The organism is Anaerococcus jeddahensis, assembly GCF_001182725.1.
GTDB lineage: Bacteria > Bacillota > Clostridia > Tissierellales > Peptoniphilaceae > Anaerococcus > Anaerococcus jeddahensis.
In genome coordinates, this window is record NZ_CWHU01000005.1 from 941,593 (window position 1) to 958,437 (window position 16,845).

13 protein-coding genes are annotated in these 16,845 nt (G+C 31.5%); 1 reads left to right on the forward strand and 12 read right to left on the reverse strand.

Annotated elements, in window-relative coordinates:
- Nucleotides 1-68: 68 nt before the first annotated feature.
- Nucleotides 69-989, forward strand: a complete 921-nt coding sequence (locus BN2087_RS07640; RefSeq protein WP_049691225.1) for a diacylglycerol/lipid kinase family protein — start codon at nt 69-71, stop codon at nt 987-989.
- Between the two features lie 44 nt (nt 990-1,033).
- On the opposite strand, the gene BN2087_RS07645 is transcribed toward BN2087_RS07640, so the two are convergent.
- The 12 genes from BN2087_RS07645 to BN2087_RS07700 all read right to left on the reverse strand — a co-directional run bounded on the left by BN2087_RS07645 (nt 1,034) and on the right by BN2087_RS07700 (nt 16,782).
- Complete coding sequence (locus BN2087_RS07645; protein ID WP_049691226.1) at nt 1,034-6,754, reverse strand: G5 domain-containing protein; 5,721 nt, start codon at nt 6,752-6,754, stop codon at nt 1,034-1,036.
- Nucleotides 6,755-6,944: 190 nt separating this feature from the next.
- On the reverse strand, nt 6,945-7,298 hold the full coding sequence (locus tag BN2087_RS07650) for a hypothetical protein (RefSeq protein ID WP_280641603.1): 354 nt from the start codon (nt 7,296-7,298) through the stop codon (nt 6,945-6,947).
- A gap of 179 nt (nt 7,299-7,477) precedes the next feature.
- Nucleotides 7,478-7,972: a type III PLP-dependent enzyme domain-containing protein gene (locus BN2087_RS09535; protein WP_049691228.1), complete on the reverse strand. Its 495-nt coding sequence runs from the start codon at nt 7,970-7,972 to the stop codon at nt 7,478-7,480.
- Complete coding sequence (locus BN2087_RS09540; RefSeq protein ID WP_049691229.1) at nt 7,963-8,244, reverse strand: hypothetical protein; 282 nt, start codon at nt 8,242-8,244, stop codon at nt 7,963-7,965. The genes BN2087_RS09535 and BN2087_RS09540 overlap by 10 nt, the downstream gene beginning before the upstream one ends.
- A gap of 198 nt (nt 8,245-8,442) precedes the next feature.
- On the reverse strand, nt 8,443-9,054 hold the full coding sequence (locus BN2087_RS07665) for a DNA-3-methyladenine glycosylase (protein WP_049691230.1): 612 nt from the start codon (nt 9,052-9,054) through the stop codon (nt 8,443-8,445).
- A 118-nt stretch (nt 9,055-9,172) separates the two neighbouring features.
- Nucleotides 9,173-9,802 carry an HAD-IA family hydrolase gene (locus BN2087_RS07670; RefSeq protein WP_049691231.1) on the reverse strand — a complete coding sequence of 210 codons (630 nt, stop codon included), beginning with the start codon at nt 9,800-9,802 and terminating at the stop codon, nt 9,173-9,175.
- Nucleotides 9,803-10,065: 263 nt separating this feature from the next.
- Nucleotides 10,066-10,398, reverse strand: coding sequence for a methionine--tRNA ligase subunit beta (locus BN2087_RS07675; RefSeq protein ID WP_342399199.1), 333 nt, complete (start codon nt 10,396-10,398; stop codon nt 10,066-10,068).
- A gap of 273 nt (nt 10,399-10,671) precedes the next feature.
- Nucleotides 10,672-11,907: a tyrosine-type recombinase/integrase gene (locus BN2087_RS07680; protein ID WP_012290724.1), complete on the reverse strand. Its 1,236-nt coding sequence runs from the start codon at nt 11,905-11,907 to the stop codon at nt 10,672-10,674.
- A gap of 77 nt (nt 11,908-11,984) precedes the next feature.
- Nucleotides 11,985-12,194 carry an excisionase gene (locus BN2087_RS07685; RefSeq protein WP_004818884.1) on the reverse strand — a complete coding sequence of 70 codons (210 nt, stop codon included), beginning with the start codon at nt 12,192-12,194 and terminating at the stop codon, nt 11,985-11,987.
- A 426-nt stretch (nt 12,195-12,620) separates the two neighbouring features.
- Nucleotides 12,621-13,031, reverse strand: a complete 411-nt coding sequence (locus tag BN2087_RS07690) for a sigma-70 RNA polymerase sigma factor region 4 domain-containing protein (RefSeq protein ID WP_049691447.1) — start codon at nt 13,029-13,031, stop codon at nt 12,621-12,623.
- 224 nt (nt 13,032-13,255) lie between these two features.
- Nucleotides 13,256-15,013 carry an ABC transporter ATP-binding protein gene (locus BN2087_RS07695; protein ID WP_049691232.1) on the reverse strand — a complete coding sequence of 586 codons (1,758 nt, stop codon included), beginning with the start codon at nt 15,011-15,013 and terminating at the stop codon, nt 13,256-13,258.
- Nucleotides 15,013-16,782, reverse strand: coding sequence for an ABC transporter ATP-binding protein (locus tag BN2087_RS07700; RefSeq protein WP_049691233.1), 1,770 nt, complete (start codon nt 16,780-16,782; stop codon nt 15,013-15,015). The genes BN2087_RS07695 and BN2087_RS07700 overlap by 1 nt, the downstream gene beginning before the upstream one ends.
- Nucleotides 16,783-16,845: the final 63 nt, after the last annotated feature.

The window sequence follows — 16,845 nt, forward strand, 5'->3', positions numbered from 1 at the left end:
ATAATCAGTTATAACAATTCACCAATAAATACTTTATTCATGATATAATAATTTACAAGGAAAAAATTATGAGAAAAATGTTATTTATCTTATCGTCCAAGGCTGGAAAAACCGAATTCGATATTAGTAAAAAAGATATAGAAAAAATTTATAGTAAAAAAGATTTAGAAGAAAATATAGAAATAATAGAAACATCCTACCAAAACCACGCAATAGATGCTGCAAAAAAATTTATTGAAAAATATAAAGATTTAAAAAAGACAATAATTGTAGGCGGCGGGGATGGATCCTTAAATGAAATATGTAATGTGATTTACCAAAAAGATTTAGAAAATACAAGTCTTGGTCTGATTCCAATGGGAACAGGCAACGATTTTTCAAAAAACTTCTCTTACAAAAATTTTAAAGTTGAAAATTTATTAAATTTAAAGGAAAAAAAGATTGATTTAATAAGGGTAAATAATAAAGTTGGAATAAATGTCCTATCGCTTGGATTTGATACAGTAGTTTTAGAAAAAGCTTATGAATATTTGGATAAAAATCCAAATTTAGGTAAAAAAGCCTATATACTCGGAGTTTTTAAGGCAATGAAATATCTATCATACAAGAATTTGTCATTTGAAATTTTAGATAAAGATAATAAAAAAATAAAATTTAAAGATAAATTTTTGCTCACTGCTATTTGTAATGGTGGATATTACGGTTCAGGCTTTAATCCAGCCCCAAGTGCAAAAATAAATGATGGTATATTAAATTTAGTTTACGCAAAAAAATTACCAAGTCTATTGTTACCATCATTAATTATTAGGTACAAATTTGGTTTGTTAGAAAATTCAAAATATTTAGATGAAATCAAAGTTAGAAAAGGAAAAATAAAATCAAAAGAAAATATTTTAGCAAATATTGATGGTGAAATTTTTAAAAGCAAGGAAATAAATTTTGAAATTTTAGAAAATTCTCTCACCCGGACTTATTTTGATATAAAATAAAAAAATGTTAGATTTTTAGTCTAACATTTTTTTATTGTTTTTATTTATTTTTTCTTTCTTTTATTTGAAAATCCTAAAGCTCCCAATGAAAGTCCTAGACTTGATAAAACTGTTGATAAACTTGTTATTCCAGTTTTTGGGTTTTTGTTAGCATTTTCTTTATTAATTACTGGTTTTGTTTTCACTGATTTTCTTGATGGTTTTTTTGGATTCTTTGTATCATCTTTACCTGAAGTTTCTGAATCTTTCGGATCGTCCTTGCCTGGTTTTTCTGGATCTTTTGGATCGTCTTCGCCTGGCTTTTCTGGATCTTTTGGATCGTCTTCGCCTGGTTTTTCTGGATCTTTTGGATCGTCTTCGCCTGGTTTTTCTGGATCTTTTGGATCGTCTTCGCCTGGTTTTTCTGGATCTTTTGGATCGTCTTCGCCTGGTTTTTCTGGATCTTTTGGATCGTCTTCGCCTGGTTTTTCTTGATCTTTTGGATCTTCTTCACCTGGTTTTTCTGGATCTTTTGGATCGTCTTCGCCTGGTTTTTCTGGATCTTTTGGATCGTCTTCGCCTGGTTTTTCTGGGTCTTTTGGATTGTCTTCGCCTGGTTTTTCTGGATCTTTTGGATTGTCTTCGCCTGGTTTTTCTGGATCTTTTGGATCGTCTTTGCCTGGTTGTTTTGGATCTTCTGGATTTACAGGTGGGATTTCACATACGTTCTTTGTTCCGATTTCTATAATCTTATCTTGTTTTTCAGTTATTGTCTTAGTATCCCTAGATACTTCCTTGCTGTTTTCTATCTTAACAGTTGTTTCAGTTTTACCTGGCTTACCTTCTTGGATAACATTAGTCTTTCCAGCTTCAAGATTTGGATTTTCTCTAATGATGATGTCGTAAGCTTTATCACTTTCATAAGTGAATTCACCATCAGTCTTAGAACCATATTCTACAACCTTGTTCTTTGGCTCAGTTCTTTCTTCTTTTACGTCAAGCTTACCTGTTTCCTTGTTGAAGGTTGTTGTGTATTTAACAGAACCCTTAGAACCTTCTTCGATGACTTTTTCTTCACCAGCTTTAAGTTCTGGATTATATCTGTATTCTGTATCGTGTCCAAGTTCAGTTTCTTTCACAACTTGTTTTACACCGATTTTTACAACTCTGTCTTCTTTTTCTGTGATAGTCTTTGTAGTTTCTGTAGCTTCACCAACTGGTTTAGAATCTTTTATCTTTTGAGTAATTGTAACTTCTTCCTTACCTGGTTTACCTTCTTTTTCAATCTTTTGAGTTCCAGCTTCTAAAGTATCATCATAGATTACCTTAGTTTCGTAAGGAATTTCTCTTTCTATAGTCTTTGTAGTTTCGCCTTCAGAAGGTTTTCTACCGATTTTTATTAATCTTTCTTGAGGCTCTTTTGTTGTCTTAAATTCACCTTCTTGAGTATCAGTTACTTTACCATCTTTGATTACAAGAGTATTTGTTCTTTCTTGCTCTCCTGGAGATCCTTGAGTTACGACTTTTTCTTCACCTGGTTCTAATGAGTCATCGTATTCATATCTAGTTTCGAAAGGTATTTCTTTCTTTTCAACTACTTTATGAGTACCGTCATTAGTTCCTTCTCCAACTAAAATCACTGCATTTTTGGCCTTCTTAGTTACTGTTGGCTCAGATGTTTCAGTTACTTTTGAATTAACGATAGTAAGAGTCTTTTCTTGTTCGCCCTTTTCACCCTTTAGTTCATTTCCTTCATCATCTGTGGCGTATTTCCATTCACCCTTCTTTAGGCTTGGGTCTTTTCTAACTTCTACATCAAACGGAATTTCTTCTGTAATAGTTTCAGTTCCGTTAGTCTTACCACCGATTCTTACTACTCTATTTGTAGGAGCGGTTGTTTCTTCTTTTGTTTCAACTTTTCCAGTTTCTTGGTTGTATGAAGTTGTTATTGTAACATTTCCATTTACGCCAGGAGTTTCTTCTTGAGTTTCTCCAGCTTCAAGATTTTCGTCATATTGATATTCTGTGTTGAATGGTTTTTCTACAACTTTTGTAACTGGTTTTGTACCGATCTTAACAATTTCCTTAACTGGTTCTTTTGTTGTTTCTTCTTTAGAATATTCTTTATCAGCTAATACTCCATTTGTATATTTTTGAGTAACAGTTTGCTCACTTTGTCCAGTTTGTCCTGTTTGACTAACTTCTTTTGTTCCAGCTTCCATTGTTTCATCATATTGAATTTCTCTTTCAAACGGAAGGGTCTTTTCTATTGTGTGAGTAAATTCTCCGGTAAAATCTTTTGTACCAACAATAATTTTTTGTTTTGCTGGGGTTACAACAACTTTTTCCTCTGTACTAACTTTACCAGTTTCTGGATCATATTTATTGACAATCTTTCTTTCAACCTTACCAGGAGTTAATTCTCCCTTATTTACAGTTCCTTTATATAAAGTATTATCTTCAACATATTCCACATCAACTTTTACATCATCGTTATAGTTTTCGTTGTTTGTCTCAACCTTTGTACCTACAACTATGACTTCGTTAATAGGAGCTTTGTATTTGTCTGTTACTTCTCTTGTATTTAAGTCCCCGTCAAACTTACCATTTATAAGGTTTCTATAATACTCAGTTGTCTTACTGCCTGCTTGTCCAGGAGTTTCTACACGAGTTGTTCCAGCTACCATAGTATCATCGTATTTTATTTCTACCTTATATGGTATTTCTTCTGTGATTTCCTTAGATATATGTTCTGTTACAGTCTTAGTACCTACTTTAACAATACGATTTTGTGGTTGTGTTTCACTTACAACTTCTTCCTTGACTTCACCTGGGACACCATTTTCGAATTTTTGTGTGTACTTAGTTGTCTTAGATCCTCTTACACCTTTTTGAACTTCTTTAGTTTCTCCTACCGGCAAATTCGGATCTTCTTCAACTATTGTTATATATTTTGTTTCTTCTGTCACTTCATGACTTGTTTCACCGGTGAATTTTTGGTCTCCAACTCTTATTATAGCCTTAATAGGTGTGGTTTCTTTAACTACTGGATCTCCTACAATTTTTGAATTTACAATATTATAAGTAGTAGTTTTGCTACCAGGTTTACCTTCTTGATCAACCACTTTTTCCCCTGGTTTTAATGTAGGGTCAAAGGTAACTTCATATTCGAAAGGAATACTTTCTTCGTGGACTATAGTATTTTCTGTCTTAGTGCCGATAAGCATTTTTTTGTTCTTAGCTTCTTTGGTTATAACTTTTCTTGTAGTTATTTCTCCAGTTTCTGGGTCTCTACTTGTAGTAATTGTTACTTCGCCATCTTCACCTTGTTCTTTTAACTGCATTGTGCCTTTTTCCAAAGAATCGCTAGTTTCATAATCAGTATCAGCTGGTATTGTTACAGTGGTTTTTGCTGGTTTTGTACCAATTCTAATTTCTGCATCAACTTTTTCAGTTATTGTTTTAGTTTCAACAGCTTCCTTGTCTTTTACAAAATTACCGTTTTCGTCAATGATTCCTTTTTCACCGTTAATTACTACTTGTTTGAAAGTGGTTTCAGTTTCTCCAACTCGACCTTCAGTTTTTACAACCTTGCCTATTTCCAAAGTATCGTCGTAAATTACTTTTGTTTCAAAAGGTATTTTGCTATTGAAAGTTTTTGTTACTTCTTGTTTATATTTAGGTCTAGCAATAAATTGCGCTTTTACAATTTCTTCTTTTGCTTCGCCAGTTTTTTCATCAATGTAATTAACTTTGACATCTACAAAGAGATTTTCTCCGCCCTTAATGTCGGCATCTTCAGGGACTACTGCTGTTACCGCACCGGTTTTAGGATCAACTTTAATATTTGTCCATTCGTTTCCTGCACTATCTTTGTATTTGCTGCCATCTTCCGGCATGACTAATTCATAAGATGTTGGTTGATTTTTCTTGGTTGCCGCCTCATCATTTGGTAGCTCTGGACTTTGAGTTAAAGTATCTCCCTTATAACCAATCTCTGCATGATATTCTGGGCGGTTATTATCAGATTCTTGTACGACAAAGTGGAACCAGTGAACATCTGTTGAACCGTTGGTGTAGGTGTATTCTACAGGAATTGCAACAAAGTCTCCTGCCTTGGCAGATTTTGGTGGAGTAACAGTAAACCTTGAAATGTCATGAGGATTTACATCTACCTTCCACTTATCCTTTTCCGCTTTGCCTTCATTTGCCTTATTGATAAAATCTAAATTTATCTTGCCTGCAGCTTCTCCCTTTTTTTCTGCTTCATTCATTTCAGTGGCAGACTTATCTTCTTTTCTTGGGTTTTCAGGCTCAACTATTTTAACTTCAAATTCTTTACCTGGTTTTACTGGTGATGATGTAATTTTAGAAGTATCTTCTTTATTGCCGTCTTCAAATCTTTGGTTATAGTAGCGAGTGTCATCAAGGTTTATCTTAAGCTTACCGATTAAGTTGTAGTGGTCGTAACGGTCGATACCTTGCTTGTCTATAGTTACATTTTCGCCCTTATGGTTGATGTCAGTAGTTCCTGCGCCTGTTTCTACATAGGTTCCTGTTTCACCAAATTCGTCTGGTGTTTCTGCTATAGTCTTAAATTCTTCAGCAGTTCTTGGACGAGCAAAAAATTTAACATCTAGGTTTTGAAGAGCTTTGTAGTCTGGACTATTAAAAATAGATTCTTTATCTACGACATATTTGCCATTTTCATCCTTCTTTAAAGCACCCTTAGGCATTTGGATGTGGATATTGCCATCATCGCCGATATAGGCACTTGCTCCTGGAACAATCGCTCCTGTTATAGGATTATAGACTTGACCTACCAGTCTATCCTTAGCGTTTTCGTCAATATTGTCTACCTTAACCTTGGTGTCAATGTCTTGACCTTGGACAAAGACCTTTTCGTTGTATTCGCCGCTTAGCTTCATAAGCTCTAGCTTGTCATTTTCATTTGGCCATGGGTTGACCCTGTAGGTATATGCGAAACTTGAGCCTTCATAAAACTTAACTCTTGGATTGTCTTGAGTGTAATTATCCTTAAAACCAAAAGAAGTAGATTTATTCTCATGATTATTTATATGTTTAAGAGTTTCTTCACTCGATGCATATACGTTAGATTTATTTTTTTTGCCTGTTATATCTACCTTATCTTCTGGCTTATAAGTTACGTCAGGAGAATTGGGAACAAGTTTATCTCCCACACCCATCATTGGTTTTTCACCAGTTTCTACAGGAACATTACCAGAGTCACTCACACTAATGTCTGTATATGTTCTTTGACCGGTTTCCTTATCAATGGTAATTTGGTAACCATATTCAGTCTTACTTGGTGAAGTATTTGATGGGTTAAGGGTATCTAGTTTAAAACCATCTTTCCCCTTCTCTGCGTTGGCGTCAGTATTATAACCAGTTTGGTTAACACTGCCTGCTTCTAGGTCTGTTGTCTTATAGCGTTCGCTGTCATTATAATCTTTTATATTCTTTTCTTCTTCAGAATAGTTTGTCTCAGTAGATGCTTCAGCTCCTGCCTTTTGAGCATCTGGCGTTTTTTCTTCTGATAGTATAAGATTTTCATTTTCTTTTGTTTCAGAATCATTTTTTACTTCTGCAACATTTTTATCTTCACCATCACCGTTTTGAACTGAAGATTTAGATTCTCTTGGTTGATTTTCACTTATATAGCTAGTCGTGTCAGTATTTATCTCATCGGCATGGGAAAGACTTGCGCCTCCCATTACAAATGAAACAGATAAGGCTAAGGCTATAATATCCTTTTTTTTGTTCATTTATTCCTCCCTTTATTTTTAATTCTTTATGCACTTTACTATATTATACTATAAAAAAAACATTAAATCATGAGTATATTCATGCTTTTATTTAATAATATTCATTTTTTATTATTAATAATATATTAGAACCTTATATTTTTATGAAGTAAAAATCCTCTTTAAATTTTTTTGTAAAGAGGGATTTTTCTCATTTTCTATATTTTAAATCTCTTTGTATCAAATCTTCTATACTCTGTCTTTTTACTGCACAATAGTCTTTTCCGTCTTCAACAAAAACAACGGCTGGTTGGGATAATTTATTATAATTTGAACTCATGGAAAATGTATAGGCACCAGCATAAGGAACTAATAATAAATCATCTCTATCTGCATTGGGAAGCTTTACTTTTTCTATCAAAATATCTCCAGACTCGCAAAGTTTTCCACCTACCCTATAGGTTTGATTTTTTTCACAATCAAGTTTATTTGCAATAATGGCAGAATATTTTGCCCCATAAAGGCTTGGCCTGATATTATCTGTCATTCCTCCATCAACAAAAATTAAAGGATAACCTCCAAAGTTTTTTTCTGTGACCCAATCCTATAAAGTATTGAGCCTGCTTTTGAAATCAAAGATCTTCCTGGTTCTATTTAAAGATTTTTGACCTCTAGTTTATTTTTTTCAAACAAATTTTCCATAAAAATAATCAAATCTTTGAGGAAATTTTCCAAATCAAGGCCTTAGTCATCGAAATTTTCTTTGCAGCCAAATCCTCCTTCCAAATTTAGGTGAGAAAAGTTTACCATAAATTTTTCTTGGATATTTTTTGTAAAAGATGTCATGATTTTTGCTTCTTCCTTAAAAAAATCTAAATTTTTTACCTGACTTCCAATATGGGCATGAAAGCCTAAAAGATTGATGTTTTCATCTTCAATGATTTTTCCAACAATTTTTTCAGTATTCTCATCTCTAATATTTAAGCCGAATTTTGAATCGGAATTTGAGGTTTGGATAAATTTGTGGGTTTCGGTTTTTAAATCTGGATTAATTCTTATTAAACAATCGATTTTTTTGATTTTTTCTTGTAAAATTTCTTTTAATAAAAAATATTCATCTTCAGAATCTATAATTATTAGACTTATATTCTTGTCAATTGCATAAATCAATTCCTCTTTCGTCTTGTTATTTCCATGAAAGTGGATATTTTTTGATTTGACCCCAGCTTCTAATGCCACAAAATTTCTTCTTTTGACACGCAGTCAAAAGCAATTTCATATTCCTTTAAAAGTCCCAAAATATAAAGTTTTGAAAAGGCCTTGGTTGCATAAATTATTTCTGCTTCAAATTTTTTCGACTTAAAATTTTCTACAAAACATTTTGCCGTATCTTTTAAAAGTTTTTGATCATATATATAAAGTGGGATTTTGTATTTTTGAGCAAGTTTTTCTACACTCACTCCTCCTATTTCTAATACTCCCTTATTATTTTTAAAGTTATTTTCTAACATAAAGCCTCTTTTACTTTCATTAGTAAAATCATAAAGTAATCTCCCAAAAAGTCATGAACAAAAAGTCATGGTCATTTCGGAGGTTATGCCTTTTATAATTTACTAATCATAAACAAAACCTATTTAGTATATTCTTATTTTAAAGTTCTTATCAAAAATCCTTAATGATATCAAATTTAGTCAATTATATGATTATTTTTATTCTTGGATATTTTTTGAAACAAATGGATTGTTTTTTATAAAAAATCTATAGGGAAAGTCTCTTGCCTCTTTTACATAATCAATCCCAACTCTTCTGTCGGTTGATATTTCAAAATTATAATTTGAATCTTCAATATAAAGATTTTTACCAAAAATATTTCCCCTGTTAAAGGACTTGTCAATTTGTAAAGCCTTGGTCAGTTTTGCTGGTCCATTTGTTAGGTTGTTTTTTTGATAAGTTGACAAATTTTTGTAAGGTTTATTAAATCTATTAATACTAAACATATCTAAATCTGTAATCGGCTCAACCGCTCTTATCAAAACTCCCTCAGGAATATTTTCCCCAACACTAGAAATATTTAATAAAAAATGAATCCCATATGTTTGATAAACATACAAAGTCCCACAATCCATATATAAAATTTTGTTTCTTTCAGTTTTATTGTTATTAAAGGTATGGCATGCCCTATCACTGATTCCAAGATATGCCTCTGTTTCAACAATTTTTGCCTTCATTACTCCCTTATCGATTTTTCTAACTATAATTTTTCCAAGTAAATCTTTGGCAAGACTTATAGTATCTTTTTTAAAAAATTCTTTTTCTAACATTGACACTCCTTTCAATATTTCAGTAATTCCAATAGTAGGAGAAGAGCTAAGAAATATCATAAAAAAATAAGGCTGTTGCAAAAATATAAATTAATCACTTTGCAACAGTCCAAGATTCTTACTTTAATTTTTCTATAATATTTATAATTTCATAAGGAGAATTTGCTATAAAACTAGCTTTTTCAAATTCTTCTTTGTTTCCATAACCATAAGTTACAGCTATAGTTTTTATCTCAAGATTATTTGCCGCTTCAATGTCATAAGACCTATCACCTATCATTATAGACTCTGAGGCTTTTAAATTATTTTCTTTTAAAAGATGGTCAATAACTTTTTTCTTGGTATTTTTATTATTTTCTGATCCAGAAACATAGGAAAAATAATCCAAAATCCCAAAATAATCAAGAATTTTTTTAGAAGATTCTTCACCCTTGCTTGTGGCAAGATAAATTTTATAGCTTCCTGAATTTAAATTTTCTATTAAATCCTTAATTCCATCATAAATTTCAGTTTCATAAAGTCCTTTTTTAAAATAATAGTCCCTATAAAAATCTACTCCTTGATCTGCCAAGTCCTCTCCCAACTCCTTTACAAAAGAATCCCTCAAAGGCGGTCCAATATATTTATACAAATCATCCCTAGAATAAGATTTTTCCATTTTATCCAAGGCATATTCAAAAGCATTTAAAATTCCAGGAGCAGATTTTGAAATAGTTCCATCAAGGTCAAATATTATATTTTTTATCATAAGTTATCCTTTCTATTTATTATTATCGTACGATTTTTTTAAAACTTTGCACAAAAAAAGAAGCAGTTTTCTGCTTCTCAGAGCGTAGACAATGTTAGCTTAATAATTCAAAAATAAATTACGCTAAAACCCATCTCGACTAAGTGAGTGAAATGAACGCATGGAGAGATCTCATGAGATTTCTCCGCTCGTTTCACTCGGTCGAAATGGGAAATTTCTTAGTTTGTCAACAATCTGAGAAGCAGTTTTCTGCTTCTTATATTTTAATAAATTTTTGCCCCTGCTGGGATATTATTTTTTAATATTATTAGATTTAATTGCTCTTCGCCGTCTTTTTCATGGATTGCTGATAAAATCATTCCGCAAGAATCTATTCCCATCATCTTTCTTGGTGGAAGATTTGTAATAGCAAGAAGTGTTTTTCCTACTAATTCTTCAGCACTATAATAAGCTCTTATTCCTGATAAAATTGTCCTATTTTTTCCACTTCCATCATCTAAGGTGAATTCTAATAATTTTTTAGATTTTGGAACCTCTTTGCAGTCCAAAACTTTGACAGCTCTGAAATCTGATTTTGAAAATGTTTCAAAATCCATTTGATCTTCAAATAAATCTTCTACAACAACATTTGTAAAATCATAATCTTCTGCTGCTTCTTAAATAGGTGCTGCTTTAATTTCGCTTGCTTTTTTCTCTTCTCCTACTGGTTTCATTGTTGGGAAAATCCCCTTTACTTTAGATAATTGTCTAAATCTCTATAAAAGTCTATTTTATGGTACTTCTCCATTTACGACAATTTGCTAACTCTCTATAAGTGCCTATAGATTTCTAGCAAATTGTCGTAAATTTGTCGTAAGCTGTCGTAAATTCTAAAATATAAATTTCATTGCTTTTTCAAATTCTCCCATCTGTTCTATCTTAAAGTCCTCTGTAGCATCTACATATATATCCATTGTTGTACTAATATCAGAATGACCTAGAATAGACTGCATTGCTTTTGTATTTATATTTTGTTCATTAAGCCTTGTAGTAAAGGTGTGTCTGAAAATGTGATTGCTTAAATGTGGAACTAATAGAATATCATTAGAGCTCGATTTATTTTTATCCATTATACTTAAATTGCAATCTCTAACAATTCTTCTTAAAGCTTTATTAAGTGTTCCATTATTGTGAACCTTTCCGAATCTGTTTAAAAATACAAAGTCTTTAAATCCATCGATTGAATCACAACATTCGATTCCAAAAGTCTTTTGTAACTCTCTTTCCATAAGAAAAGCATCTTTTACTTTTTGAACCATAGGAATACTTCGCTTACCTGATGCTGTCTTCGGTGTATTAATAGCATATCTATTGTTTAATCCTTTACCTTTACTATAATATACCAAAGTCCTATTTACATTTATAAGACCATTATCAAAATCTAGATCGTCCCATTGCAATCCTGTAACTTCTCCAACTCTCATTCCCGTCCAAAGCATAACAATGAATATTGGATACCATTTTTTATATTCATCACTATTAGATAAATATTCTTCAAATAGCACCTGTTCTTCTATTGTCATGGCTTTTTTCTTCGGAGATTCATTTCGATAAGCTACTTTCAATTCCTTCAAAGCATTGTCAGATGGATTAAACCTTATATATTCGTCATCCACTGCTAATTCTAAAACCTGATGTAAGACAGTATGAACACAATCTATGGTAGAAACCATCAATCCCTGATCTTCCTTTAATCTGTTATAAAAACTTCTAACATCAGATCTTTTAATATCAGATAGTTTAATACGACCAAAAGTCGGTTCGACAAATTGTTGATACATATAGATGTAATTTTTAAAGGTATTATCTTTTAAACCTCTTTTTACCTTTGTCCATAGCTTAAAAGTATCATTTACAGATAAGCTACTTCCTTCGTTGTTGATTCCATCTATAGTATTGCGTAAAATATCTAATTCCTTTTCTCTTAATTCTTTTAGAGTTTTCGCATAGATAGATTTTCTACGACCTATTTTGTCTTGCCACTTAAATTCATAAGTGCCATTTGATCTTTGATATTCACCGTCTTTTAAAACAACCCCTTTACTATCTTTGCGTCTTTTTACCATAAAAATTCTCCTTTTTTGATAAAAGACACGCTATAATTATTATACCGCATTAAGCGTGTTTTATATATAGTTTTAGATTAAATAGAGAACTGTCTATTTAAATATTCTTCCATTAACTTTTTCTTAATAAGACGCTTACTACCATTAAATAATACAAAATCGCAATCATTTTCATCCGTTAATTGTCTAACTTTATCTTGACCAATATTAAAATATTCAGATGCTTCTTTTAATGTTAGAAATGCTTTTTCACAAACACGAACTCCTTTTATATTTTCATTAATCATAAATCCTCCAAATAGTATTTTAAAAATATTAATTTTAAAGTTTTTTGACATTGACAAGTGCTTTGGATTAGCAACATAGGAATCTCACCTCCGCCTCTGTTCAGGATGAGCCGGCTTCAACCTTAGAAGTATCATTATCCTCATTTTCTTCATAGCAAATAGGGTATCCCTCCCTATATTCAAACTCTTACTTATCGCTCCCTTTCTTCTTCCCTTGCTTTTAGCTTAGCAGTACTTGTTTTGCCGAATTATTCAGCAGAAAGATCTTGGCGGATAGGTTATTACGCTCCAAAAATGATTAACGTCTTGTCTTGGTCTATTCAGTTGTTAAGGTTCAAGTATTGTTTAAATTTCTTTTAAAATAGAAAGAGGACAAAACTCCCCTCACTTTATAAAGGAAAATTTGCCCTCTTTGGTAACCAGAATTTATATTTCTTCTATAAATTTCTTTAGTTTTTCTAAAATCTTATCTCGCCTTTTTATTAAAGCAGGATGTGATATATTTTGAGTCTTCGCTACTGCACGAAGTGTTTCATCATTGAAATATAATTTTTCAATAATTTCTAGTTCATCCTTATTTAACTTTGACATAGCATTTTTTAATGCTTCAATCATCATTTGTGTAGCTACAACTTTTTCTACATCAACATTTTTATCTTCTAGATTATCTTCAAAATTCCCATCATGATTTAGGGACGAAAAAAAGAGCAAGTGGTTTTTCTTGTCCACCTGCTCTAAATACTTTTCGTGTTCTTTTTCTCGCCAGTAGACTTTATAAATATCTTCACTGACTTTTACCTTTTGCCCTCTGACATAAAGGTAATACTCTTTTGCCATAAAGTTTCCTCCATTTCTTTTTTTGTCTGCGTTTTTAGACAAAAAAAGGAGGACTTCTGCACATAGGCATGAGAAGTCCTCTGTAATGAAAGAATTTGATTGTTTTTTCAATATATAAATATAGATATAAAAATGGAATATATGATAAATTACAAATCCCAAAAACAATTCTTTGATCCACATACTATTTCTAAAAATTGTAAAGCTATCATAACTCCTCCTAATCATTTAATTGATTTAATGCACCATCCTTCTGCACTTTCTTTAATATCAATAAATCTTTTGTAAGTACCATCCTGAGCAACTAATTCTCTATGAGTGCCTTGCTGAACCACTCTGCCACTATCAATAACTAATATTTGATCAGAGTCTTGTATTGTTGCTAACCTATGAGCAATTACAATGACCGTTTTACCTTTCGTTAGAGAGCTTATTGCTTTTTGAATCAAATGCTCATTTTCAGGATCAATACTTGCTGTTGCTTCATCAAGAATTACAATAGGTGCGTCTTTTAGAATAGCTCTTGCTATTGAAATACGCTGTTTTTCACCTCCAGATAATGTTGCTCCCGCATCTCCTATAATAGTGTCATATCCATTAGGTAATTTTGAAATAAAGTCATGACAATGTGCTTTTTTTGATGCTTCTATAATTTCTTCATCATTTGCACTCGGATTACCGAATAATATATTATTTTTTATACTATCATTAAATAAATATACTTTTTGAAATACCATTGATATGTTCTTTAATAAACTATCACAGGTTATATCTTTTATATTATGACCTCCAATAGTGATTGACCCACTATTTACATCATAAAATCGTGCTATCAAATTACAAATAGTTGTCTTTCCACTACCAGATGGTCCTACAATAGCAGTCGTACTACCTTCGTAAATGTCAAAAGATATATTATTTAATATCTGCTTTTTATCATACGAAAAACAAACATCAGAAAATTTTATATCATAATGATTTAAATCAACCTCTTTACCATTCTCATCTATAATCTCCGCATTTTCTATCTTGGACAATTTATCTAATGTTTTATTCACAACTTCTATAACATGAATTGCGTTACTCAAAGGCTCTATTTGACTAAACATCACAAATGAAAACATATCCATCATTACCATTATGTCAAAATCCATTTTACCAACATATGTTAAATATGCACTTACTGCCACTATTCCAACAGATGTTGCTTTAAGAATAAATTGATGCAAGCAATTATATGGACAGTTTTCTACTTCAATTCTAATATTGAGATCCTTGTGATTTTTATATGCTGTTTCAATCCCGTTAATTGATACTCCTTCTTGTTTAAATGCTTTTATTGTTTGCATACCCCTTAAAAACTCAATTGTATTTTCCACAATGTCATCTTGAGCTTTCTGATGCAAACTTGCATTTCTATCACTAATTTTAGCTGCAATATATAAGAATATCGCAGATAAAACTACTCCAATAAACGAAATAGCTCCTGCCAAGGGGCAATAAAATAGCAAAAACAAGATCATAACAAAAACTGTAATGTATCCATTAACAACAGTATTGATCATATTCATAGATAACATTTCAATAAAGGAAAGATCTGTTGTAACCGCAGAAGAAATTTCTCCCATATTATTACTATTAAAGAACCCAAGGGAAACTCGCTTCAAAATATTTCCCAATCGAATACGCTGCTTTGCAGTAGCTTCACAGCCTACACTTTCTTGCGAACACGCCCTTAAATAAGAAAATACAAATCTACCACCTACCACAATAATCATTAAAATCGTTATATATATTATTTGCTTGTAATCAATTTTTTGAATGCCATTATAATCATTCCAAATTAATTTCAATCCGTATGCAGCGAGAATTATCGGCATTGATGTGAAAATACTATTTATAAAAGCATACACAAACCCGATATAGATACGCTTTTTAAAATTTCCAGTCCAATTTATAAGCCTTTTTATCATTCTGAACATTACAACTCCTCCTTCCCGTTTGAATTTGCAGACCAATTTTTTGCCCCAATATGTGCAAGCCACATATTTTTATAAAGATTATTAGTATCTAATAATTCCTCATGCTTTCCAACCGCCTGAATTTCTCCACTATTTATTACAAAAATTCTGTCTGCATTTTTAATAGTAGAAAGCCTATGAGCTATTACCAACAATAGCTTTCCTTTCGATAATGCCCCTAAAGATTGTTGTAACTTGCTTTCATTCTCAGGATCTGTAAATGCAGTAGCTTCATCCAATATAACAATCGGAGAATTTTTTAAAATCATTCTTGCAATAGAAATCCTCTGTTTTTCTCCACCAGATAATTTATTTCCTGCATTTCCTACAATTGTGTCATATCCGTCTTCCAATGTTTGAATAAATTCATCGCAGCAAGCTAATTTTGCTGCTTGGAAAACTTCATCATCTGTTGCTTCCGGATTCCCTAATCTAATATTTTCTTTAACAGAACAGTTAAATAGATATGTGTCTTGTGTAACAAAGCTGATTAATTCATTTAACTTTGAAATAGGTATATCTTTAATATCCTTTCCACCAATATAAATATTTCCTTCTGTGGTATCCCAAAATCTTGCTATTAATCTCGCTATTGTCGTTTTTCCACTACCAGATGGTCCAACTAAAGCTATGAATTGTTTGTTTTCAAAGATACAATTTATTTTAGATAACACTTTGTTCGCCATATTTCCATCATATGAGAAAGAAACATTTTGAAGTTTAATATTATAGTCTGTTATTTCAGTATCTTGTTTTGAATTACTCAATACTGGTATTTGAAGTAATTTATCTACATCATGTAAAGCATATTCTATTGCTTTTGCTTCATTTATATAATTAGTAAAATTCATCATAGGTCCCACTACTCCCAATGATAAAATTAAAGAAATAACTAAATTCTGTGGGGAGATTTCTCCATTCAAATAGAGTATCAATCCTACTGGTAACACACCCAAAAATGTAGATGGAAGTACTGCGTTACCAAAATTCATATATTTCCAAACACCCTTATACCACGCCAGTGTTGAGTCTCTGAAGGTTTCTATAGCTTCTACAAATCGTTTATATGAATTGGTTGATTGATTAAAAGCCTTAATTACTTCAATACCTTCTACGTATTCAACAATTACTCCATTAACATAATTGCTTGTTTCCATGTATTTTGCATATTCCTCATTAAAATTTCTCATCATAAGCATATACGCTGTTCCTGCAATTGGGACTGTAATTAACATGGAAATCGCCATTCTCCAATCTATAAACACCAAATAAGCAAACACACTTATAGAAAGAGTTATATTTGATATACATTCAGGAATCACATGGGCTAATGGCAACTCAATTGTTTCTACTCTATCAACTATTACACTTTTTAGTTTTCCGACAGATTCCCCTAATACATATCCTAAAGGAGCATCAATTAACTTTTTAGCCAAACTCAGCCTTATGTTTTCAAGTATTTTATATGCAGAAAAATGAGACAATGTTGTTGAAATACCATGAAATAAATATCTAACTCCATATCCCAAAACAGCTATAATACAGTAATATAAAATTTGATTTAAGATTATATTTTTATTTACAAACAAAGTAATAATCTTGTATATACACCAATATGGCACTATTCCAGCGAATACTCCTATAATGGCAAAAATTACCGATAAAATTATTCTCCATTTGCATTGCGATGCAAACGAAAAAGCTATTGAAATCCAACTTTTTTGTTTCATAGTTTTTAACCTCCTAAAAAAATAGAACTGTCAATTCTATTGACAATTCTATTTTAAAAAATA

Coding starts and splice junctions, on each gene's coding strand:
- BN2087_RS07640 (WP_049691225.1), top strand. CDS start 69: ATGAGAAAAATGTTATTTATCTTATCGTCCAAGGCTGGAAAAACCGAA.
- BN2087_RS07645 (WP_049691226.1), bottom strand. CDS start 6,754: ATGAACAAAAAAAAGGATATTATAGCCTTAGCCTTATCTGTTTCATTT.
- BN2087_RS09540 (WP_049691229.1), bottom strand. CDS start 8,244: ATGTTAGAAAATAACTTTAAAAATAATAAGGGAGTATTAGAAATAGGA.
- BN2087_RS07665 (WP_049691230.1), bottom strand. CDS start 9,054: ATGTTAGAAAAAGAATTTTTTAAAAAAGATACTATAAGTCTTGCCAAA.
- BN2087_RS07670 (WP_049691231.1), bottom strand. CDS start 9,802: ATGATAAAAAATATAATATTTGACCTTGATGGAACTATTTCAAAATCT.
- BN2087_RS07675 (WP_342399199.1), bottom strand. CDS start 10,398: ATGGATTTTGAAACATTTTCAAAATCAGATTTCAGAGCTGTCAAAGTT.
- BN2087_RS07680 (WP_012290724.1), bottom strand. CDS start 11,907: ATGGTAAAAAGACGCAAAGATAGTAAAGGGGTTGTTTTAAAAGACGGT.
- BN2087_RS07685 (WP_004818884.1), bottom strand. CDS start 12,194: ATGATTAATGAAAATATAAAAGGAGTTCGTGTTTGTGAAAAAGCATTT.
- BN2087_RS07690 (WP_049691447.1), bottom strand. CDS start 13,031: ATGGCAAAAGAGTATTACCTTTATGTCAGAGGGCAAAAGGTAAAAGTC.
- BN2087_RS07695 (WP_049691232.1), bottom strand. CDS start 15,013: ATGTTCAGAATGATAAAAAGGCTTATAAATTGGACTGGAAATTTTAAA.
- BN2087_RS07700 (WP_049691233.1), bottom strand. CDS start 16,782: ATGAAACAAAAAAGTTGGATTTCAATAGCTTTTTCGTTTGCATCGCAA.